This window comes from Bacillus sp. FJAT-42315 (genome assembly GCF_002797375.1).
Classification (GTDB): Bacteria; Bacillota; Bacilli; order Bacillales; family Domibacillaceae; genus Bacillus_CE.
Map to the genome: position 1 here is coordinate 54431 of NZ_KZ454941.1, position 21141 is coordinate 75571.

Below are 21141 nucleotides of genomic sequence, written 5' to 3' on the forward strand. Positions count from 1 at the left end.
CAATAATGCCCCCAGCTATATACACATAAATCCTCTCCTATTCTTTAAATAAGGTTGTCCCTTAAATAAAGAATATGAGACCTGTTAGTTGTTTATGCGAATATTTCTTTTTCTGACTTCACGAAATAAAAAGAAATACTTTGCTTCGTGAGTCTTCGTTTGAGCAACTAGTTCTTCATTATGTTCAAAGCTAAGTCTTAATAATTCTCGATGCTTAAACCATTCCTGCTTAGATTGCTCTAATAGTTGCATTAAATTCTCGTCGTGTGAGTTCTTCAGCTTATTTTTTTTTCTAAAAAACATGAAGATCCCCTTCCTATACTTCTCTTCTACCTTCTAGTGCTTTTGAAAGCGTCACTTCATCCGCATATTCAAGATCTCCACCGACTGGCAAGCCATGAGCTATGCGAGTGACTCGAATGCCTGACGGTTTTAATAAGCGTGAAATATACATCGCTGTCGCTTCTCCCTCAATATTAGGGTTAGTAGCAAGAATCACTTCACGAATCGTTTCGTCCTGTAGCCGCTTTAATAAATCGGGTATGTTAATATCCTCAGGTCCGATTCCTTCCATAGGAGAGATGGCTCCTTGAAGCACATGATACAAACCATTAAACTCTTTCATTTTCTCCATAGCAATGACATCTTTCGGATCTTGAACGACACAAACTACGCTGCGGTCGCGGCGTTCGTCCGCACAAATGGCACAAGGATCTTGGTCGGTAATATGTCCACAAACAGAGCAATAACCAAGATCTCGTTTAGCATTGACGAGTGATTTGGCAAAATCGAGCACATCTTCTTCTTTCATATCGAGAACAAAAAATGCCAGACGAGCGGCAGTTTTTGGCCCGATGCCTGGCAATTTCATAAAGCTGTCGATCAGCTTTGTTATCGGTTCCGGATAATACATATGATCATACGCCTCCTAGAACGGAAGGTTCATCCCTTTTGTGAACTGGCCCATTGTAGAGTTTGTTTCATCATCTACTTTTTTCAGAGCATCATTTGTCGCCGCAAGCACTAAATCTTGTAGCATTTCCACATCTTCAGGGTCAACCACTTCTTCTTTAATTTGCACGTCAAGCACTTGCTTTTGACCGGACATAACAACCGTTACCATACCGCCACCAGCTGTTCCTTCAAATTGTTTTGTTGAAAGCTCCTCTTGCGCTTCCGCCATCTTCTTTTGCATTTTTTGCATTTGCTTCATCATGTTTTGCATATTTCCCATACCACGCATACTTTTCATCCTCCTAGTAATTAGTCTTTAATTTCGAGCAGTTCTTCTCCCACAAGCTTAAGTGCTTCCGAAATGAGAAGATCTCCTTCAGGTTGCTCTGCCTGTTCGTGACCGTCTTCCTTTTGCGTCTTAATGAAATTTTGTCTAATGGATAACCATGTATCCTCAGGAACACCAATCGGCTGATAAAGGTTCCCTGTTAACTCTTGTAAAATAGAAGAGATGGAATCCATAAACACGTTGTTTTCAGTGGCCATCTGACAATGAATTTCATATTTGAATTTTAACACGAATGCACCCGGAGAGGCAGCTACAGGCTCTGCATCATTAAGTAACGCAGCTTGCGATCTCATTTGACGCTGATGAAGATAGTTTAACATATCTCCCCAACGACTTTTAATTAATTGAACATCTTGCTTTGTTGCTTCCGCTAACACTTTTTCAATTTTAGCCACCGGTGCTTTAAAGGCTTTAGAAGAACGGTTCGCTCGCTTAGAAGGAGACTGCGTCTCGGCTTGAGTTGCCGCTTGTACTGGTTGGCTCCGAAGCTGTTGCAATTCTCTTTCAAGCGTTGCGATCCTTTCAAGCAATGTATTCATTTCCGGTAAACTTGTTGCTTTCACTGTTGCTTCTGCTTGACACATTTTCACTAAAGCCACTTCTAAATAAATTCGAGCATGATTGCTAAATTTCATTTCCTGCTGAGTTTGATTTAACACATGAATGTATTCATAAATTTTCTCTAACTCCATTTTTTCAGAAATGGAAATAAAAACAGCATCAATTAACACTCTTTCTAGTGATTCCTCAAGGGTAGGCGCAGTTTTGTAAAGTAGCATATCCCGAAAATATAAAACAAAATCTTCCGCAAACCGGGACGGATCTTTCCCTTGCAGTAACAGCTTTTCCAAAACAACCAGTGCTTCAGGCGCATTTTTTTCATATACGGCCTCAGCTAAATGATTTAACATTTCCTGTCCGACAGCACCAGTTACAGTTAATGCGTCCTCTTCCGTTAACACATTTCCACTGTAAGAGACTGCTTGATCAAGCAAGCTAAGGGCATCACGCATACCTCCTTCAGCCGCTCGAGCGATAATCGGAAGAACTTTCTCCTCATATTCAAGATCACTTTCTTTCATAATCAGTTCCATCCGACCAACAATCGCCTGTGAGGTGATTCGCTTGAAATCAAAACGTTGACACCTAGAAATAATCGTCAATGGGATCTTATGAGGTTCCGTTGTCGCTAAAATAAAAATGACGTGCTTTGGCGGTTCCTCTAACGTCTTTAACAAAGCGTTAAATGCTCCAATAGACAGCATATGAACCTCATCAATGATATAGACTTTATATTCAGCGACGCTTGGCGCATATTTCACTTTGTCGCGAATATCTCTAATTTCATCTACTCCATTGTTCGAGGCCGCATCAATTTCAATCACATCTTGAATAGACCCATCAGTAATTCCTCGGCAAGATGCACATTGATTACAAGGTTCATCCGTTGGGGCCTGTTCACAGTTAACCGCTTTCGCCAAAATTTTCGCAGCACTCGTCTTTCCCGTCCCCCGCGGACCGGAAAATAAATAAGCATGCGAGATCTTTTGTTGAAGGAGGGCATTTTGCAATGTTTTGGTCACATGCTCTTGACCGACAACATCGATAAAATTTTGCGGCCTCCACACGCGATATAACGCCTGATAGCTCATATTCTCCCCCCTTTTTCTCCAGTCTTTATCTTCTTCTATTATAACTGATAAAAATTTATTTTTACAAAACAAACAAAAAAACTCACCCTAAAAGGATGAGTGTTCTTTATTGTATATAACTGCCGTGCACCTTCCTTCGACAGCCAACCATAAGCGTTACTTAAGCAGTTAGCTCGATCCAGGTTGCCCCGCGGCACATGAGAGAGTCCACTTAATGCTGCTTCCTTCCGGACCTGACATGGTTCATGGGTTCCCATTGCGCAGGACCCGGACGTCAACACCACTTACTTAAGGCAGACCCTACAGTATGACAGCCTCGGGAAGGGATTCAGTCTCGCTAGAGCGGATTGCGAGTACAGGGCACCGCTACCTCCCCACCTAGCACGGCAAAATTGATACCAATGTTAAGGTGTCTGATCTTAAATTATCTGACACAAATAACAGTATACAGCGTTGAAGATAAAAAAGCAATAAATAGTCTAAGAAAGGGAACTTCCTTTTTCTACCTTACTCTTCTGTTTCTCTGCTTTCTTCCGCTCGCGTAGCTCTTTAAAAAAAGTAGTTAGTATTTGGCCACACTCTTCTTCAAGAACACCTGAGACCACTTCACTTTGGTGGTTAAAACGAGTGTCTTCAAGCAAGTTCATCAATGTTCCTGCACAGCCTGCTTTTGGATCCTTCGCTCCGTAAACGACACGTTTAATCCGGGATAAAATAATCGCGCCACTGCACATTGGACACGGCTCTAAAGTGACATAAAGCTCTGCTCCTTCAAGCCTCCAAGTCCCCAACTTTTCACACGCTTTCTCAATGGCCAACAATTCCGCATGAGTGACCGCATTTTGAGTCGTTTCTCGTAAATTATAAGCAGACGCGATCACTTCCCCTTCATACACAACGACCGCTCCAATCGGTACCTCTCCCAGTTCCCCCGCTTTTTTCGCTTCTTCAAGAGCTAGTTGCATATAGTGTGTATCATTATATTCCATTTTAAATGCTCCTTCTTGAAAAAATAACATTAGTGGCTGACTAAGTATGATCTCCATCATCTCCTAGAGTTCCTTCATTATACAAGAACACTGTAACTACATAGTACAAGATTTTTTTATTATTAGGAGCAAATAAAAAAATCCGCTGCCTGTAAGCAGCGGATTTTAAAATCTCCAATTTATATGCGTTTGTTAATCAATAATGGCGGAGGAAGAGGGATTCGAACCCCCGCGCGGTTTAACCCGCCTGTCGGTTTTCAAGACCGATCCCTTCAGCCGGACTTGGGTATTCCTCCGTATCGACAAGATTTAATTTATCACACTGCTATTTAGTATGTCAATATTATTTTTAAAAAAACGACAGGAGAGACCCTCCCTCCTGTCGTTTCACTTATTAATTTGAAATCTTTTCTTTTCCACCTATATAAGGTCTTAACACTTCCGGAATCATCACACTGCCATCTTCCTGCTGATAATTCTCCAAAATAGCAGCCACTGTTCGACCGATCGCCAAACCAGATCCATTCAATGTATGAACATGCTCTGGCTTGCCATTTTTCTCACGACGGAAACGAATATTCGCTCGGCGTGCTTGGAACGCTTCAAAGTTACTGCAAGAAGAAATTTCACGGTATGTGTCGTAGCTTGGAATCCACACTTCGATATCATATTTTTTCGCCGCTGTGAATCCTAGATCAGCCGTACACATGCTCATTACGCGATATGGCAATCCCAACAATTGCAATACTTTCTCCGCGTGGCCTGTTAATTTTTCTAGCTCTTGATAAGAATCTTCCGGCTTCACGAAGCGAACTAATTCGACTTTATTAAATTGATGCTGACGAATAAGACCGCGTGTGTCGCGACCAGCAGAGCCTGCTTCAGAGCGGAAGCAAGCACTATATGCCGCATAAGCAACAGGCAACTGCTCAGCATCCAAAATCTCATCGCGATGATAGTTTGTTACCGGTACTTCCGCTGTTGGAATAAGGAAGTAATCTTCTTCTTTAATTAAAAACGCATCTTCTTCAAACTTCGGTAATTGTCCTGTTCCTGTCATGCTCGTACGATTCACCATGTAAGGTGGTAGCATCTCTTCATAGCCATGCTCTTCTGAATGAAGATCTAACATAAAGCTAATTAAAGCACGCTCAAGCTTAGCTCCCATTCCTTTATAAAATACAAAGCGGCTACCCGTTACTTTACCCGCACGCTCAAAATCGAGAATTCCTAAGTCCCCTGCTACATCCCAGTGCGGCTTCGCTTCAAAATCAAATTGCGGGATTTCTCCCCATTGACGCGCTTCGACATTATCATCTTCTGTTTCCCCAACCGGCACGCTTTCATGAGGGATGTTCGGGATCGTTAATAGAAGACCGTTTAACTCATCTTCCACTTGCTTTAAGCTCTCATCTAGTTCTTTAATGCGATCGCCCACTTCACGCATTTCTTTAATGAGCGCATCTGCATCTTGCTTTTCACGCTTTAACTGCGCCACTTGTTGAGACACGCTGTTACGCTTGCTTTTCAATTCTTCTGTCTCCACAAGCAATTCACGACGCTTTTGATCTAACTGCTCAAAATTATCAAAAGCAGATAAATCTTCACCACGATGTTGCAAACGATTTTTCACTTCTTCAAAATGAGTACGTAAATATTTAATGTCTAACATAATGATTCCTCCTTATTTTTTGAACACAAAAAACTCGTCCCTGAAAAAGGGACGAGTTTAACCCGCGTTGCCACCCTAGTTGAAAGCAAATGCTTTCCACTCGAAAAAATAACGGTTTCTACCGTAAATGCCTACTTTAAACGTTCAGCATTTCACTCGAGGACGGATTCACAAGTGCCTTTCACCGATTCTCACCAACCACCGGCTCTCTGAAGAACGAACAGCTTGTTACTGCTTCCTCTCATCGATTTACTATATGATTTACACTTACAATGTACTATATTCAAGATTACAGTGCAAGTGTTCTTCCGAAAGAAAAAAAACACGGAAGAGAACCTCTCTCCCGCACTTATTTTCTATATTTGTACTTTCTTCGCTTGCTCGACCATATCGACAAAATAACGAGTGATGCTATGATCATCTGTTAATTCTGGATGGAATGAGCAACCTAAGAAGTTACGATCTTTAGCCGCTACGATACGACCATCACATTGGGCTAAGATTTCCGTTTCCGCTCCAACCGATACGATATGTGGTGCCCGAATAAAGACCGCTGTGTATGAATCCGTCACACCTTTAATTTCTAGGTCTGCTTCAAAGCTTTCTTTTTGACGACCAAAAGAGTTTCGCTCCACCGTAATATCCATTAAGCCGATATGCGGTTCGTCGTAGCCAATAATTTCTTTCGCTAACATAATCAAACCAGCACAAGTACCAAACATCGGTTTTCCTTGGCGACCAAATTCTCTAAGTGGCTCCATAAATCCATATAAATCTACTAGCCGGCGCATCGTTGTGCTTTCGCCGCCCGGAAGAATCAATCCATCCAATTCTTCTAGTTGCTCTACTTTTTTCACAACAACTGCTTCAGCACCTGATGCTTCAATTGAACGAACATGTTCGCGAACTGCTCCTTGCAAACCTAATACTCCGATTTTCACCATGATGTCTCGCTCCTTTAATTACCAGCCGCGTTCTTGCATACGTTGGTCAGGAGAAAGGGTAGAAATTTCGATGCCTTTCATCGCTGTACCAAGATCTTTAGAAAGCTCCGCAATTAATTTGTAGTCTTGGTAATGTGTCGTTGCTTCTACAATTGCACGAGCAAATTTAGCTGGGTTGTCCGATTTAAAAATTCCAGAACCTACGAATACACCGTCTGCACCAAGTTGCATCATTAGAGCAGCATCCGCTGGTGTCGCTACGCCACCTGCTGCAAAGTTAACAACCGGCAAACGACCTTCACGTTTAATTTGCATAAGCAGTTCAAATGGCGCACCAAGCAATTTCGCTTCCGTCATCAACTCATCTTCGTTCATATTCACAACTTTACGTACTTGTGCATTTACTTGACGAATATGACGAACCGCTTCAACGATATTTCCTGTTCCTGGTTCACCTTTCGTTCTTAACATTGAAGCGCCTTCACCGATACGACGAGCTGCTTCCCCAAGATCACGACATCCACAAACGAACGGAACTGTGAAATCGCTTTTTAGTAAATGGTACTCTTCATCCGCTGGAGTTAACACTTCACTCTCATCGATGTAATCAACGCCCATTGCTTCTAATACACGCGCTTCAACAATATGACCAATACGAGCTTTTGCCATTACCGGAATAGACACAGCATTCATAACTTCCTCAACGATACGAGGATCAGCCATACGTGATACGCCACCTGCTGCACGAATATCAGACGGAACACGCTCAAGAGCCATAACAGCTACCGCGCCAGCTTCCTCTGCAATTTTCGCTTGCTCTGCATTGATAACGTCCATAATGACGCCGCCCTTTTGCATTTCTGCCATTCCACGCTTTACACGATCTGTACCTGTATTCATTTGATTTTCCTCCCATACCTTTTGGTTATATGTATTTTTCGTTAAAAATAAAATTTGATTAAAAAACAAATTATTAAAATTAATCTAAACATTTTATTTTTTCCTTGAATATTAATAAACACGAAAAATCACCTTCTGTCAAGATCAGAAGGTGATTTTTTATTAAAACCAACCAGTTATCGTATCAACCAATCCGCTCCAAGCCCCGGAGAAAAAGCTTCCGATCGCTCTCACCGATAAAACAAACCAATTTGCTTTTTCCACTGTTTCTTTAGCTACAACCGGTGCTTTTGCTTGTTTTTCCTCTTGTGGAGTTAAGTATTTTACCTGTTCTCCGTTCTCAGGGATAACAGATAAAAACCCAACCACTTCACCTTTTTTCACAGGTGCTTCGAGTTGATTTTCTTCATTCAAAACCGAACGATTATACTCTACATCATATTTATATTTCGTGTTTTCTACTTTTTTCACATTAAGGACTAACGGAGTTTCTGTTTGAATCGCTACTTGTTTAGATTTTCCTTTAGGAACCTCTACCGTTTCTTGCCCTTTTACTTGATATCCCTTCTTAACGACCTCTTTTTGCTCAAATTGATCAAACCCATAATCAAGTAGTTTCTTCGTTTCAGCAAAGCGTGCATTAGGACTTCCTTTTCCTGATGCATCTGTCGCATTCATAACAACCGAGATCAATTTTCGTTCACCACGTTCTGCTGTTCCAGTGAAGCAATATCCCGCAAAGTCTGTTGTACCTGTTTTTAATCCTTTCATACCCTCATAACCGAACAATAAAGAAGGTAGCATCCAATTCCAATTGGACATTTTGATTTCATCAGTTGTCCCTTCACGGAAGCTCTTCTTCGGAATGCTAGCCGTTTCTAATACTTCTGGATAGTCTTGCAGTAATTCATAAGCTAGTTTAGCTGTCGCTCTTGCTGACAGTAAATTTTCATCTTTAGGAGTACCTGACTTTGGATGCATGCCTTTTAAATCGCTGTTCGAAAGACCAGATGAATTGACAAATTTATACTCTTTTAAACCAAGTTTCTTTGCTTTGTTATTCATTAATTTAACGAATTCAGTTTCAGAACCAGCAATCACTTCTGCAATAGCAATCGCTGCTCCATTCGCTGAATAAATAGTCATCGCCTCATACAATTCCCGAACATTGTATGTTTCGCCTAAACGAAGAGGCACATTGGATAAACTACGATCTTGCGAAACTTTATACGCATATTCACTAACTGTATATGTTTGGTCCCAAGTGACTTTTTTTTCATTTATTGCTTCAAGCAATAAATATTCCGTCATCATTTTCGTCATACTAGCAATTCCTAATAATTGATCCGGATTTTGTTCAAATAGTATTTGACCAGTCTCCCCATCTATTAAAATAGCAGCACTAGCATTCACTTTCATTGTTTCTTCTGCTTGAACGGTTTGTGTCGGTAGCCATAGACTCGCCACTAACAGAAAACTTAGTAGCATTGCCACATACTGATTAAACTTTTTACTCCTCACTGATAAGCCCTCCATCTTTTATTTCACTTTCGTTATTGTAACATAAATAACTTTTATAAATATAGACGAGAATCTTCGTATATATTTCCATTAAAATGAAAAAACAGACTGTATAAAGAGAGGCTCTCTTCATACAGTCTGTTTGCTTTTTATTATAAAGAATAGTTTGGTGCTTCTTTCGTAATTTGTACATCATGAGGATGGCTTTCTCTTAAGCCTGCACCTGTCATACGAATGAACTGAGCGTTTTCACGAAGATCTGTAATATCTTTCGTTCCACAGTAGCCCATACCCGCACGTAATCCACCGACTAATTGATATAACGTATCTGAAATTGGTCCTTTATAAGGAATGCGGCCTTCAATCCCTTCAGGAACGAATTTCTTCGCATCTTCTTGGAAATAACGATCTTTTGATCCTTTTTCCATTGCTCCAACAGAACCCATACCACGATATACTTTAAAACGTCTGCCTTGGTAAATTTCCGTTGCTCCAGGACTTTCTGATGTACCTGCTAGCAAGCTTCCAAGCATAACGGCATGTCCACCCGCTGCAAGCGCCTTAACGATGTCTCCTGAATATTTAATCCCACCATCGGCAATGATCGCTTTGCCGTGTTTACGAGCTTCTGTGGCACAATCGTAAACTGCTGTAATTTGAGGTACACCTACACCTGCAACTACACGAGTCGTACAAATAGAACCAGGCCCAATCCCTACTTTCACTACATCTGCTCCAGCTTCGATTAATGCTCTCGTTGCTTCTGCTGTCGCCACATTACCGGCAATAATATTTAATTCAGGATAAGCCGCGCGAATTTCCTTTACCGTCTCAATAACACCTCTAGAATGTCCATGAGCTGTATCTACGACAATAACATCGACATGCGCTTTTACAAGCATTTCAATACGTTTCATCGTGTCAGTTGTTACACCAACTGCAGCACCAACTAAAAGACGTCCTTGGCTATCTTTTGCTGAGTTAGGGAACTCGATCACTTTTTCAATGTCTTTAATCGTAATCAAGCCTTGTAACACACCTTGACTATCGACTAGTGGAAGCTTTTCAATTTTATACTTTTGAAGAATATTTTCTGCCTCTTCTAATGTTGTTCCAACTGGCGCAGTCACAAGATTCTCTTTCGTCATTACATCATTAATTGAAATTGAATAATCTTGAATAAAACGAAGATCGCGGTTTGTTAAAATACCGACAAGCTTTTGTTCGTCTTCGTTATTTACAATTGGAACACCAGAGATACGATATTTGCCCATTAAATGCTCAGCATCAAATACTTGATGATCTGGCGTTAAAAAGAAAGGATCTGTAATAACGCCACTTTCTGAGCGCTTTACTTTATCCACTTGCTCTGCTTGCTGCTCAACGCTCATATTTTTATGAATAATCCCAAGACCACCTTGACGCGCCATTCCAATCGCCATATCTGCTTCCGTTACAGTATCCATTCCAGCACTGATCATAGGAATATTTAATTTCAATGTCTCAGTAAGCGTCGTTTGTAAGCTTACATCTTTTGGAAGAACATCAGATTTAGCAGGTACTAATAGTACATCATCAAAAGTTAAGCCTTCCTTTGAAAACTTATTTTCCCACATTTTTTAAGCCTCCTAGTCGAAAATATTATTAGTAGGTTATCAATTGGGTAATATACTGTCAAGACATGTAGTAGATGTTAGACTTTTTAGAAAATTCGGAGGTTATCATGTTTCATTTTCAAAAAGACCCTTTACTCTCTTATTACAGTGTACCAAGAGCTAAATCTTTCTTGCAAACCAGATATAAAACAGCTGATATTAAGCAGGCAGAACAATATGCTTATGATAACTGTGACCGTTTTATTTACTGTTTGGAACATGGAGAGCTATTTTTAAAACAGGCCCAACACTCTCCTGTTGCCATTCAACCTGTGCTGGCGTTTTACGGACTAAGCCACTTATTAAAAGCTTGTGTGATGACCACAGACCCCTTTTATCCAGCTTCCGTTCAGGTTCTTGCTCACGGACTGTCTTCTCGAAAAAAGAAAAAACAAAATTATCATTTCTTTCAAGATGAAGTCAAAGTGCAACGACATGGTCTCTTCATTCATTTTAGCGAAAAAATGTTCCATGTAACACATGTAGAGGGAACGAAATTAAAGATGAAAACCTTGTTAAAGCAAATTCCTGAGCTATCTTTCCTTTTTTTTCAACATGATGGACTTACACCAACACGAGAAAAAAAAGAAGAGAGCCCTCTTTATTCAGAATTAATCATTTATTATGCTCTACTCTATAACTTAAGCATGATTGCTCGTTACGAAATAGAGTGGTGGTACGAATTACTTAAGCTTATGCCTGGTGAAGAATATCCATTTATCAAACAATTTTTAACTATTTCTATTCATAAAATGCCTTTATTAATCGCAGACTATTTACGAACAAACGAAAATTAGGTTGATTCATGAGCCATAAATTAGTGGCTGCCATTGAATCAACCTCAATGTTTATAATAGCTTCTGAATGTCGCCTTCCACTTTAGAAGGGCTTGTTTGCGGAGCATAACGATCAACTACTTCCCCTTCTCTATTCACTAAAAACTTAGTGAAATTCCATTTAATACTCCCAGTCAATAATCCCGACTGCTCTTTCGTCAAAAATTGAAATAAAGGGGTAACATTAGCACCCTTCACTTCCGTTTTCGCAAACATCGGGAAAGATACTCCATAGTTTACTTTGCAAAACTCCATAATTTGATCATTTTCAGCAAACTCTTGATTCATAAACTGATCACTCGGAAAACCCAGCACAGTGAACCCTTGCTCTTTATACTTTTCATAAAGTGCTTGTAGCTCTGTAAATTGAGGGGTAAAGCCGCACTTACTAGCAGTGTTTACAATTAATAATACCTGGCCTTTATAATCAGACAGATAAACCGATTCACCACTTGGTTTTGTTACTTGAATATCATAAATAGATTCCATCGTACGCTCCTCCTCTTGTATTTAGGTTCTTTTTTTCATTGTATCTTGTTACTCACACAAATGGCAAAAAGAAAGCGTTAAATGAATGGCGGTGACATTTTAGCTAGTTGCTTGCCTACTATACTTGAATTAGACGGTCAGAAACTCTATACATACAAAAAAAGAACAGCCTGAGCTGTTCTTTTTGTTAGTGCCTGGCAACGTCCTACTCTCACAGGGGGAAACCCCCAACTACCATCGGCGCTGAAGAGCTTAACTTCCGTGTTCGGTATGGGAACGGGTGTGACCTCTTCGCTATCGCCACCAGACTATGAAGTTTGAAAGAATTGTTCTTTCAAAACTGGATAATAAGTATTGTAACCTTGCAAATCGCCTATTGGTGTATCTATTTCTAGCTCCGGCTCCTAGACATTCGAGTCAAATAACCTGTCGCTTACAAGACTAACGTCTTTGCAGCGCCAGAACATTTGCTTGTCATGTCTGAACAGTTGCCTCTGCTTTATTGGTTAAGTCCTCGATCGATTAGTATTCGTCAGCTCCACGTGTCGCCACGCTTCCACCTCGAACCTATCTACCTGATCATCTTTCAGGGATCTTACTAGCTTGCGCTATGGGAAATCTCATCTTGAGGGGGGCTTCATGCTTAGATGCTTTCAGCACTTATCCCGTCCGCACATAGCTACCCAGCGATGCCTTTGGCAAGACAACTGGTACACCAGCGGTGCGTCCATCCCGGTCCTCTCGTACTAAGGACAGCTCCTCTCAAATTTCCTGCGCCCGCGACGGATAGGGACCGAACTGTCTCACGACGTTCTGAACCCAGCTCGCGTACCGCTTTAATGGGCGAACAGCCCAACCCTTGGGACCGACTACAGCCCCAGGATGCGATGAGCCGACATCGAGGTGCCAAACCTCCCCGTCGATGTGGACTCTTGGGGGAGATAAGCCTGTTATCCCCGGGGTAGCTTTTATCCGTTGAGCGATGGCCCTTCCATGCGGAACCACCGGATCACTAAGCCCGACTTTCGTCCCTGCTCGACTTGTAGGTCTCGCAGTCAAGCTCCCTTGTGCCTTTACACTCTGCGAATGATTTCCAACCATTCTGAGGGAACCTTTGGGCGCCTCCGTTACTTTTTAGGAGGCGACCGCCCCAGTCAAACTGCCCGCCTGACACTGTCTCCCACCCCGATCAGGGGTGCGGGTTAGAAGTTCAACACAGCCAGGGTAGTATCCCACCAACGCCTCCACGTAAGCTGGCGCTCACGCTTCAAAGGCTCCTACCTATCCTGTACAAGCTGTGCCAAAATTCAATATCAGGCTACAGTAAAGCTCCACGGGGTCTTTCCGTCCTGTCGCGGGTAACCTGCATCTTCACAGGTACTATAATTTCACCGAGTCTCTCGTTGAGACAGTGCCCAGATCGTTACGCCTTTCGTGCGGGTCGGAACTTACCCGACAAGGAATTTCGCTACCTTAGGACCGTTATAGTTACGGCCGCCGTTTACTGGGGCTTCGGTTCACACCTTCGCTTACGCTAAGCGCTCCCCTTAACCTTCCAGCACCGGGCAGGCGTCAGCCCCTATACTTCGCCTTGCGGCTTCGCAGAGACCTGTGTTTTTGCTAAACAGTCGCCTGGGCCTATTCACTGCGGCTCCTCGGGGCTATTCACCCCAAAGAGCACCCCTTCTCCCGAAGTTACGGGGTCATTTTGCCGAGTTCCTTAACGAGAGTTCACTCGCTCACCTTAGGATTCTCTCCTCGCCTACCTGTGTCGGTTTGCGGTACGGGCACCTTTTACCTCGCTAGAGGCTTTTCTTGGCAGTGTGGAATCAGGAACTTCGGTACTATATTTCCCTCGCCGTCACAGCTCCGCCTTGATGATGACGGGATTTGCCTCGTCATCGGCCTAACTGCTTGGACGCGCATTTCCATTCGCGCGCTTACCCTATCCTCCTGCGTCCCCCCATTGCTCAAATGGTAAATAGGTGGTACAGGAATATCAACCTGTTGTCCATCGCCTACGCCTATCGGCCTCGGCTTAGGTCCCGACTAACCCTGAGAGGACGAGCCTTCCTCAGGAAACCTTAGGCATTCGGTGGAAGGGATTCTCACCCTTCTTTCGCTACTCATACCGGCATTCTCACTTCTAAGCGCTCCACCAGTCCTTACGGTCTAGCTTCACAGCCCTTAGAACGCTCTCCTACCACTGACATCTAAGATGTCAATCCACAGCTTCGGTGATACGTTTAGCCCCGGTACATTTTCGGCGCAGAGTCACTCGACCAGTGAGCTATTACGCACTCTTTAAATGGTGGCTGCTTCTAAGCCAACATCCTGGTTGTCTAAGCAACTCCACATCCTTTTCCACTTAACGTATACTTTGGGACCTTAGCTGGTGGTCTGGGCTGTTTCCCTCTTGACTACGGATCTTATCACTCGCAGTCTGACTCCCAAGGATAAGTTTTTGGCATTCGGAGTTTGTCTGAATTCGGTAACCCGATGGGGGCCCCTAGTCCAAACAGTGCTCTACCTCCAAAACTCTTCCCTTGAGGCTAGCCCTAAAGCTATTTCGGAGAGAACCAGCTATCTCCAGGTTCGATTGGAATTTCACCGCTACCCACACCTCATCCCCGCACTTTTCAACGTGCGTGGGTTCGGGCCTCCAGTAAGTGTTACCTTACCTTCACCCTGGACATGGGTAGATCACCTGGTTTCGGGTCTACGACCTCATACTCATTCGCCCTATTCAGACTCGCTTTCGCTGCGGCTCCGTCTTTCTGACTTAACCTTGCATGAAATCGTAACTCGCCGGTTCATTCTACAAAAGGCACGCTATCACCCATTAACGGGCTCTAACTACTTGTAGGCACACGGTTTCAGGATCTATTTCACTCCCCTTCCGGGGTGCTTTTCACCTTTCCCTCACGGTACTGGTTCACTATCGGTCACTAGGGAGTATTTAGCCTTGGGAGATGGTCCTCCCGGATTCCGACGGAATTTCACGTGTTCCGCCGTACTCAGGATCCACTCTGGAGAGAACGAAATTTCGGTTACAGGATTGTTACCTTCTCTGATGGGCCTTTCCAGACCTCTTCGCCTATCCCGTTCTTTTGTAACTCCGTGTAGAGTGTCCTACAACCCCAGAAGGCAAGCCTTCTGGTTTGGGCTGTTCCCGTTTCGCTCGCCGCTACTCAGGGAATCGCATTTGCTTTCTCTTCCTCCAGGTACTTAGATGTTTCAGTTCCCCGGGTGTGCCTTCAACTATCCTATGTATTCAGATAGAGATACTGTTCCATTACGAACAGTGGGTTTCCCCATTCGGAAATCTCCGGATCAAAGCTTACTTACAGCTCCCCGGAGCATATCGGAGTTAGTCCCGTCCTTCATCGGCTCCTAGTGCCAAGGCATCCACCGTGCGCCCTTTCTAACTTAACCTAAAATGGCGATTACTCGGTTATTGCTTGGTTACTTTATACAATATTATCCAGTTTTCAAAGAACAAGTAATAGTTATAGAAGGAATTCATCCTTCAAAACTGAACAAAATAAAACGCATCGTTAATTTGAGTAAGAACAACGTTCTTACTTTCCGTTCTATCCTTAGAAAGGAGGTGATCCAGCCGCACCTTCCGATACGGCTACCTTGTTACGACTTCACCCCAATCATCTGTCCCACCTTAGGCGGCTGGCTCCCGTAAGGGTTACCCCACCGACTTCGGGTGTTACAAACTCTCGTGGTGTGACGGGCGGTGTGTACAAGGCCCGGGAACGTATTCACCGCGGCATGCTGATCCGCGATTACTAGCGATTCCGGCTTCATGTAGGCGAGTTGCAGCCTACAATCCGAACTGAGAATGGTTTTATGGGATTGGCTAAACCTCGCGGTCTTGCAGCCCTTTGTACCATCCATTGTAGCACGTGTGTAGCCCAGGTCATAAGGGGCATGATGATTTGACGTCATCCCCACCTTCCTCCGGTTTGTCACCGGCAGTCACCTTAGAGTGCCCAACTAAATGCTGGCAACTAAGATCAAGGGTTGCGCTCGTTGCGGGACTTAACCCAACATCTCACGACACGAGCTGACGACAACCATGCACCACCTGTCACTCTGTCCCCCGAAGGGGAACGCTCTGTCTCCAGAGTTGTCAGAGGATGTCAAGACCTGGTAAGGTTCTTCGCGTTGCTTCGAATTAAACCACATGCTCCACCGCTTGTGCGGGCCCCCGTCAATTCCTTTGAGTTTCAGTCTTGCGACCGTACTCCCCAGGCGGAGTGCTTAATGCGTTAGCTGCAGCACTGAAGGGCGGAAACCCTCCAACACTTAGCACTCATCGTTTACGGCGTGGACTACCAGGGTATCTAATCCTGTTTGCTCCCCACGCTTTCGCGCCTCAGCGTCAGTTACAGACCAAAGAGCCGCCTTCGCCACTGGTGTTCCTCCACATCTCTACGCATTTCACCGCTACACGTGGAATTCCGCTCTTCTCTTCTGCACTCAAGTCTTCCAGTTTCCAATGACCCTCCACGGTTGAGCCGTGGGCTTTCACATCAGACTTAAAAGACCGCCTGCGCGCGCTTTACGCCCAATAATTCCGGACAACGCTTGCCACCTACGTATTACCGCGGCTGCTGGCACGTAGTTAGCCGTGGCTTTCTGGTTAGGTACCGTCAAGGTACCGGCAGTTACTCCGATACTTGTTCTTCCCTAACAACAGAGCTTTACGATCCGAAAACCTTCTTCACTCACGCGGCGTTGCTCCGTCAGACTTTCGTCCATTGCGGAAGATTCCCTACTGCTGCCTCCCGTAGGAGTCTGGGCCGTGTCTCAGTCCCAGTGTGGCCGATCACCCTCTCAGGTCGGCTACGCATCGTTGCCTTGGTGAGCCGTTACCTCACCAACTAGCTAATGCGCCGCGGGTCCATCTGTAAGTGATAGCCGAAACCATCTTTCAATCCTTCTCCATGCGGAGAAAGAAGTTATCCGGTATTAGCCCCGGTTTCCCGGAGTTATCCCAGTCTTACAGGCAGGTTACCCACGTGTTACTCACCCGTCCGCCGCTAACTTGAATAGAAGCAAGCTCCTATCAAGTCCGCTCGACTTGCATGTATTAGGCACGCCGCCAGCGTTCGTCCTGAGCCAGGATCAAACTCTCCGATAAAGTGTTTGATTGCTCATAAATTGCTTCACTTAGATAAACTAAGTTTTTTAGAATTAACGTTGACGTTTATTTTGTTCAGTTTTCAATGTTCAATTTCTGTCACTCTCAAGCGACTTTTATAATATACCACCTTATTTCTACATCGTCAATAGATTCTATAACTTTTTTTAAAAAATTACTTCAACCAAATACTTCACTAGAAATAGTAAAGAGAGTGATCCTTTTACTAGAATCACTCTCTTTACTATTTCTTAAAGGTAATACATTCTCAAAACTGATATGCTTTATAAAATTTCTTCTATATAAAGCTCTCTCATTTTTTCTAAATCTACAATATTACTATTTCCAGCCAGTTGAACTAATGGTCTTGTCGGGTACTGTTGTTTCATAAATATTATACTGCCTCGTTGACCGTTGGATAATCGTACTTCCGTTCCCGGGCCCATTTTAGTGAAAGTTGCAATTAAAGCTTTCACAGCTTCTATATCAAATTTTCCAAAATAGTCTTCCTTTAGTACTTCAAGTGCTTTAAAAGGTGGTATGTGACTCTGATCATCCTTTTGAGCAGTCATCGAATGAAAGGTATCAGCTACTGCAACGATTCTTGACAGCGGATGAATTTTTTTGCCTTTGTCTCCCATAGAATACCCTGTACCATCTAGTCGTTCGTGATGCTGGAAGATAGCTATTTTCGTCTCTTGCTTCAATAATTTCAAATCTTTCACCATATTGTAACTATGCAAAGGATGCTTTCTTAATTCCTTTTCGTTTTCATTAGTGGAGAAATTACTATTTTTCAAAATACTCATCGGGATTTTAGCTAAACCACAATCAGCTAATATGCCGGCGAGGGCTGCTTGAATAATCATTCCATTTTCAAAATTCAACTTTTCAGCGATGATACCGCTAATTAGCCCTACCGCAAGCGGGTGATGAAAACGATAATGCCCATCCGTCCATGTATGCAGATGTAGGTAAATATCTGAATGCAATCGAGCATATTCAAGCAAAGGAAGAATAATTTCTCGAATCTTTACGATATCAATACTCATTCCAGCTTGCCATTTAAGAAATTCTTTATTGTACTGTCGCTCACCTTCAATGTATCGTTTTGAAAATTCTTCTTCTATAGAATTCATCGTGTTTTCAACAGAATCAGTTTCATCTGAAATTCCTGTTGTTTCTAACACAGTAGAATCAGCTGTTTGAATATCTACTTCCTGGATCAAAAAAGCTTTTAACAATTCGATGTGACGGTCCGTTAAGATTGTATGTTTAGCAATTAGGGGGCAAGATGTTTTTCCCATGACATCCTCTTGCAATATATTCCCCGCTTGCAACTCCTCTACTTTTATATACATAGGTCAAATCTCCAAGTTTTTATTTATATCTTACCAAATCATTGAAGGAATAAGGACTATAATTTTCAAGTTTGGCTATTTATAGTAAAAAAGCCTGAGGACCAAAAATGGAAATCAGGCTTTTTTTACTATTATTCAACGGATATATTCTCCTCTTCAGGTAAATCCTCTTGCATTTCTTCTTTGGCGATTTTTGTAACAGTTGCGACTGTTTCATTGTCATCTAGTCGGATCAGTTTCACACCTTGTGTATTTCGTCCTGTAATTGAAATATCATTTACATCCATTCGGATCAGGACACCGCCGAGAGTAATTAACATTAAGTCCTCTTCACCAGTAACCGTTTTTACAGCTATAAGAGAACCATTCTTTTCGGTAACGTTACAAGTTTTCAACCCTTTACCGCCTCTTGTTTGAATACGATATTCACTTTCTGGGGTGCGCTTTCCATAACCATTTTCTGTAACGATGAGGACATAGTCGTTTTCATGTAAAAGCTCCATGCCAACAACCGCATCGTCTGCTGAAAGTCTTACTCCTTTCACACCGGTCGATACACGTCCCATTTCCCGAACATCTTCTTCTGCAAAACGAATCATCAATCCATCTTTTGTTCCCATAACAATTTGTTGCTTCCCATCTGTCAAACGAACGGAAATCAACTCGTCATCTTCTCGTAAATTCAAGGCACGTAGACCATTAGTGCGGATATTTGCATAATCAGCGAGCAATGTTCGTTTCACTATACCTGATTTAGTGGCAAAGAACAGGTAAGAATCAGCTGTGAATTCTTCGACACGAATCATCGTGTTTACCCACTCACCCTTCTCGACCTCTAACAAATTAATGAGTGGGATTCCTTTAGCTGTTCGGCTATATTCAGGAATTTGATATCCTTTTAATCGGTATACTTTCCCTTTGTTAGTGAAGAATAAGATCGTGTCATGAGTCGATGTCGTTAATAGATGCTCAACAAAGTCATTCTCATTCGTGCCCATCCCTTGGATTCCACGACCTCCACGCTTTTGGCTGCGATAAGTAGAGGCTGGTAGACGTTTCACATAGCCGTTATGTGTTAATGTCACAACGACTTGCTCACGCGGAATAAGATCTTCATCCATGATTCCTTCTACGCCAGCATCCATGATTTCTGTGCGACGTTCATCATTAAAGCGTTGCTTAATTTCTAATAACTCTTCACGGATAATTTCTAAGATTTTTTCTTCATCTGCTAAAATCGCTTTTAATTCAGCGATTAACGTTAAAAGATTTTGATATTCTTCTTCGATTTTTTCTCGTTCAAGTCCTGTCAAACGCTGCAGTCGCATATCAAGGATCGCTTGTGCCTGTTTTTCAGATAAAGAGAAATTGTCCATTAAGCCTTGTCTTGCGATATCCGTTGTTTGCGAACCACGAATTAAGGCGATAATTTCATCGATATGGTCAAGAGCAATACGTAATCCTTCTAAAATATGCGCTCTTGCTTCCGCTTTTCTTAACTCAAACTCTGTTCGGCGACGAATGATCACTTTTTGATGTTCAAGATAATGATATAGGCATTCTTTCAGATTTAACACTTTCGGCTGTCCATCGACAAGTGCTAATAAGTTAATCCCAAAGCTCGTTTGCATCGTTGTATATTTATATAAATTATTTAAAAGTACACTAGCATTCGTATCTTTGCGGACCTCCATGACAATACGCATTCCTTTGCGATCGGATTCATCACGCAAATCAGTAATCCCATCAATTTTCTTGTCACGTACAAGTTCCGCAATTTTTTCAATTAATTTTGCTTTATTTACTTGGTAAGGAAGCTCTTTGACGATGATCGTTTCTTTGCCGCTCGCCTTTTGTTCGATGTCCACTTTCGCTCTAATCACAATGGAGCCTTTCCCCGTTTCATACGCACGACGAATACCACTTCGTCCCATAATCATACCGGATGTAGGAAAATCTGGTCCTGGAATGTATTCCATTAATTCAAGGATGTTCAAATCTGGATTGTGACTTAATGCAACAATGCCATCAATAACTTCTCCTAATTGATGTGGAGGAATGTTTGTTGCCATCCCAACAGCGATACCAGACGTTCCGTTTACTAATAGATTAGGAAATCTAGCTGGAAGTACGGCAGGCTCTTTCTCAGATCCGTCATAGTTGGGTTTATAATCGATGGTATCTTTGTTGATATCGCGTAATAATTCCATTGAAATCTTGGACATACGAGCTTCGGTGTAACGCATCGCCGCTGCTGCATCACCATCAACTGATCCGAAGTTTCCGTGTCCATCAACAAGCATATAACGGTAGCTAAAATCTTGCGCCATACGGACCATTGTGTCATATACCGCTGTATCACCATGCGGATGATACTTACCGATTACTTCACCAACGATACGAGCAGACTTTTTATATGCTTTATCAGCCGTCATGCCAAGATCATTCATCGCGTATAAAATTCGGCGGTGAACAGGTTTCAACCCATCTCGCACATCCGGTAAAGCACGAGCAACAATGACACTCATCGCATAATCTAAAAAGGATGAGCGCATTTCTTTACTAATATTAATCTCTACTACTTGAGAATTAGGTGTTTCAGCCATTTTCAAAGACCTCCTTTAACAAACACTTATAGAAAGAGAGACAGGATAGATTCGA

The 21141-nt window shown here is 42.7% G+C and carries 15 protein-coding genes, 1 tRNA gene, 3 rRNA genes, 1 other RNA gene and 1 other annotated feature (1 of these 21 running past the window's edge); of the genes, 1 reads left to right on the forward strand and 19 read right to left on the reverse strand.

Translation table 11 applies throughout. The features are described from left to right. From CEF22_RS00320 to guaB, 13 genes are all read right to left on the reverse strand, one after another. Positions 1-25, reverse strand: partial view of a pro-sigmaK processing inhibitor BofA family protein gene (locus CEF22_RS00320; RefSeq protein WP_232726030.1) — the beginning only. 239 nt of this gene lie to the left of the window's left edge; the window shows 25 of its 264 coding nt (coding positions 1-25); its start codon is at positions 23-25; its stop codon lies beyond the left edge, outside the window. A 59-nt stretch (positions 26-84) separates the two neighbouring features. Further along, complete coding sequence (locus CEF22_RS00325; protein WP_100401273.1) at positions 85-303, reverse strand: YaaL family protein; 219 nt, start codon at positions 301-303, stop codon at positions 85-87. A gap of 13 nt (positions 304-316) precedes the next feature. Then, entirely contained in the window at positions 317-913 is a 597-nt protein-coding gene (recR, locus tag CEF22_RS00330) for a recombination mediator RecR (protein ID WP_094836668.1), read from the reverse strand. 15 nt (positions 914-928) lie between these two features. After that, a complete protein-coding gene (locus CEF22_RS00335) occupies positions 929-1243 on the reverse strand; it encodes a YbaB/EbfC family nucleoid-associated protein (RefSeq protein WP_094836667.1) in 315 nt (104 codons plus the stop codon). A 20-nt stretch (positions 1244-1263) separates the two neighbouring features. Further along, positions 1264-2955 carry a DNA polymerase III subunit gamma/tau gene (gene dnaX / locus CEF22_RS00340; protein ID WP_100401274.1) on the reverse strand — a complete coding sequence of 564 codons (1692 nt, stop codon included), beginning with the start codon at positions 2953-2955 and terminating at the stop codon, positions 1264-1266. A 122-nt stretch (positions 2956-3077) separates the two neighbouring features. Then, positions 3078-3342, reverse strand: an RNA gene (gene ffs, locus CEF22_RS00345) — signal recognition particle sRNA large type. Between the two features lie 92 nt (positions 3343-3434). Continuing rightward, positions 3435-3944 carry a tRNA adenosine(34) deaminase TadA gene (tadA, locus tag CEF22_RS00350; RefSeq protein ID WP_100403862.1) on the reverse strand — a complete coding sequence of 170 codons (510 nt, stop codon included), beginning with the start codon at positions 3942-3944 and terminating at the stop codon, positions 3435-3437. A gap of 203 nt (positions 3945-4147) precedes the next feature. After that, a tRNA-Ser gene (locus CEF22_RS00355) sits at positions 4148-4240 on the reverse strand. 98 nt (positions 4241-4338) lie between these two features. Beyond that, a complete protein-coding gene (gene serS / locus CEF22_RS00360) occupies positions 4339-5616 on the reverse strand; it encodes a serine--tRNA ligase (RefSeq protein WP_100401275.1) in 1278 nt (425 codons plus the stop codon). A 44-nt stretch (positions 5617-5660) separates the two neighbouring features. Next, positions 5661-5870, reverse strand: a binding site (T-box leader). 102 nt (positions 5871-5972) lie between these two features. Next, the gene (gene pdxT, locus CEF22_RS00365) at positions 5973-6560 is read right to left on the reverse strand and encodes a pyridoxal 5'-phosphate synthase glutaminase subunit PdxT (RefSeq protein ID WP_100401276.1); all 588 of its coding nucleotides are present in this window, start codon (positions 6558-6560) and stop codon (positions 5973-5975) included. Positions 6561-6578: 18 nt separating this feature from the next. Next, the gene (pdxS, locus tag CEF22_RS00370; protein WP_094836671.1) at positions 6579-7460 is read right to left on the reverse strand and encodes a pyridoxal 5'-phosphate synthase lyase subunit PdxS; all 882 of its coding nucleotides are present in this window, start codon (positions 7458-7460) and stop codon (positions 6579-6581) included. A gap of 162 nt (positions 7461-7622) precedes the next feature. After that, the gene (locus CEF22_RS00375) at positions 7623-8981 is read right to left on the reverse strand and encodes a D-alanyl-D-alanine carboxypeptidase family protein (protein WP_232726031.1); all 1359 of its coding nucleotides are present in this window, start codon (positions 8979-8981) and stop codon (positions 7623-7625) included. 152 nt (positions 8982-9133) lie between these two features. Then, a complete protein-coding gene (gene guaB, locus CEF22_RS00380; protein ID WP_100401278.1) occupies positions 9134-10597 on the reverse strand; it encodes an IMP dehydrogenase in 1464 nt (487 codons plus the stop codon). 107 nt (positions 10598-10704) lie between these two features. Here guaB and CEF22_RS00385 point away from each other — a divergent pair, with 107 nt between their 5' ends. Next, the gene (locus tag CEF22_RS00385; RefSeq protein WP_100401279.1) at positions 10705-11433 is read left to right on the forward strand and encodes a YaaC family protein; all 729 of its coding nucleotides are present in this window, start codon (positions 10705-10707) and stop codon (positions 11431-11433) included. Positions 11434-11484: 51 nt separating this feature from the next. Here CEF22_RS00385 and CEF22_RS00390 read toward each other — a convergent pair whose 3' ends face one another. The 6 genes from CEF22_RS00390 to gyrA all read right to left on the reverse strand — a co-directional run bounded on the left by CEF22_RS00390 (position 11485) and on the right by gyrA (position 21086). After that, complete coding sequence (locus CEF22_RS00390) at positions 11485-11961, reverse strand: glutathione peroxidase (RefSeq protein ID WP_100401280.1); 477 nt, start codon at positions 11959-11961, stop codon at positions 11485-11487. A 192-nt stretch (positions 11962-12153) separates the two neighbouring features. Beyond that, positions 12154-12269: ribosomal RNA gene (gene rrf / locus CEF22_RS00395) — 5S ribosomal RNA — on the reverse strand. Between the two features lie 194 nt (positions 12270-12463). After that, a 23S ribosomal RNA gene (locus CEF22_RS00400) occupies positions 12464-15396 on the reverse strand. 168 nt (positions 15397-15564) lie between these two features. Further along, positions 15565-17119, reverse strand: a 16S ribosomal RNA gene (locus CEF22_RS00405). The 16S, 23S and 5S rRNA genes sit together here, the layout of an rRNA operon. Positions 17120-17403: 284 nt before the next feature. Further along, on the reverse strand, positions 17404-18480 hold the full coding sequence (locus tag CEF22_RS00410; protein ID WP_100401281.1) for an HD-GYP domain-containing protein: 1077 nt from the start codon (positions 18478-18480) through the stop codon (positions 17404-17406). A gap of 131 nt (positions 18481-18611) precedes the next feature. Further along, positions 18612-21086, reverse strand: coding sequence for a DNA gyrase subunit A (gene gyrA, locus CEF22_RS00415; protein ID WP_100401282.1), 2475 nt, complete (start codon positions 21084-21086; stop codon positions 18612-18614). Positions 21087-21141: the final 55 nt, after the last annotated feature.

Bases quoted from the DNA above. Each gene is read 5' to 3' on its own strand.
- pdxT (WP_100401276.1), bottom strand. From the start codon at position 6,560: ATGGTGAAAATCGGAGTATTAGGTTTGCAAGGAGCAGTTCGCGAACAT.
- CEF22_RS00410 (WP_100401281.1), bottom strand. From the start codon at position 18,480: ATGTATATAAAAGTAGAGGAGTTGCAAGCGGGGAATATATTGCAAGAG.
- CEF22_RS00385 (WP_100401279.1), top strand. From the start codon at position 10,705: ATGTTTCATTTTCAAAAAGACCCTTTACTCTCTTATTACAGTGTACCA.
- recR (WP_094836668.1), bottom strand. From the start codon at position 913: ATGTATTATCCGGAACCGATAACAAAGCTGATCGACAGCTTTATGAAA.
- serS (WP_100401275.1), bottom strand. From the start codon at position 5,616: ATGTTAGACATTAAATATTTACGTACTCATTTTGAAGAAGTGAAAAAT.
- pdxS (WP_094836671.1), bottom strand. From the start codon at position 7,460: ATGAATACAGGTACAGATCGTGTAAAGCGTGGAATGGCAGAAATGCAA.
- CEF22_RS00325 (WP_100401273.1), bottom strand. From the start codon at position 303: ATGTTTTTTAGAAAAAAAAATAAGCTGAAGAACTCACACGACGAGAAT.
- guaB (WP_100401278.1), bottom strand. From the start codon at position 10,597: ATGTGGGAAAATAAGTTTTCAAAGGAAGGCTTAACTTTTGATGATGTA.
- tadA (WP_100403862.1), bottom strand. From the start codon at position 3,944: ATGGAATATAATGATACACACTATATGCAACTAGCTCTTGAAGAAGCG.
- dnaX (WP_100401274.1), bottom strand. From the start codon at position 2,955: ATGAGCTATCAGGCGTTATATCGCGTGTGGAGGCCGCAAAATTTTATC.
- gyrA (WP_100401282.1), bottom strand. From the start codon at position 21,086: ATGGCTGAAACACCTAATTCTCAAGTAGTAGAGATTAATATTAGTAAA.
- CEF22_RS00335 (WP_094836667.1), bottom strand. From the start codon at position 1,243: ATGCGTGGTATGGGAAATATGCAAAACATGATGAAGCAAATGCAAAAA.
- CEF22_RS00390 (WP_100401280.1), bottom strand. From the start codon at position 11,961: ATGGAATCTATTTATGATATTCAAGTAACAAAACCAAGTGGTGAATCG.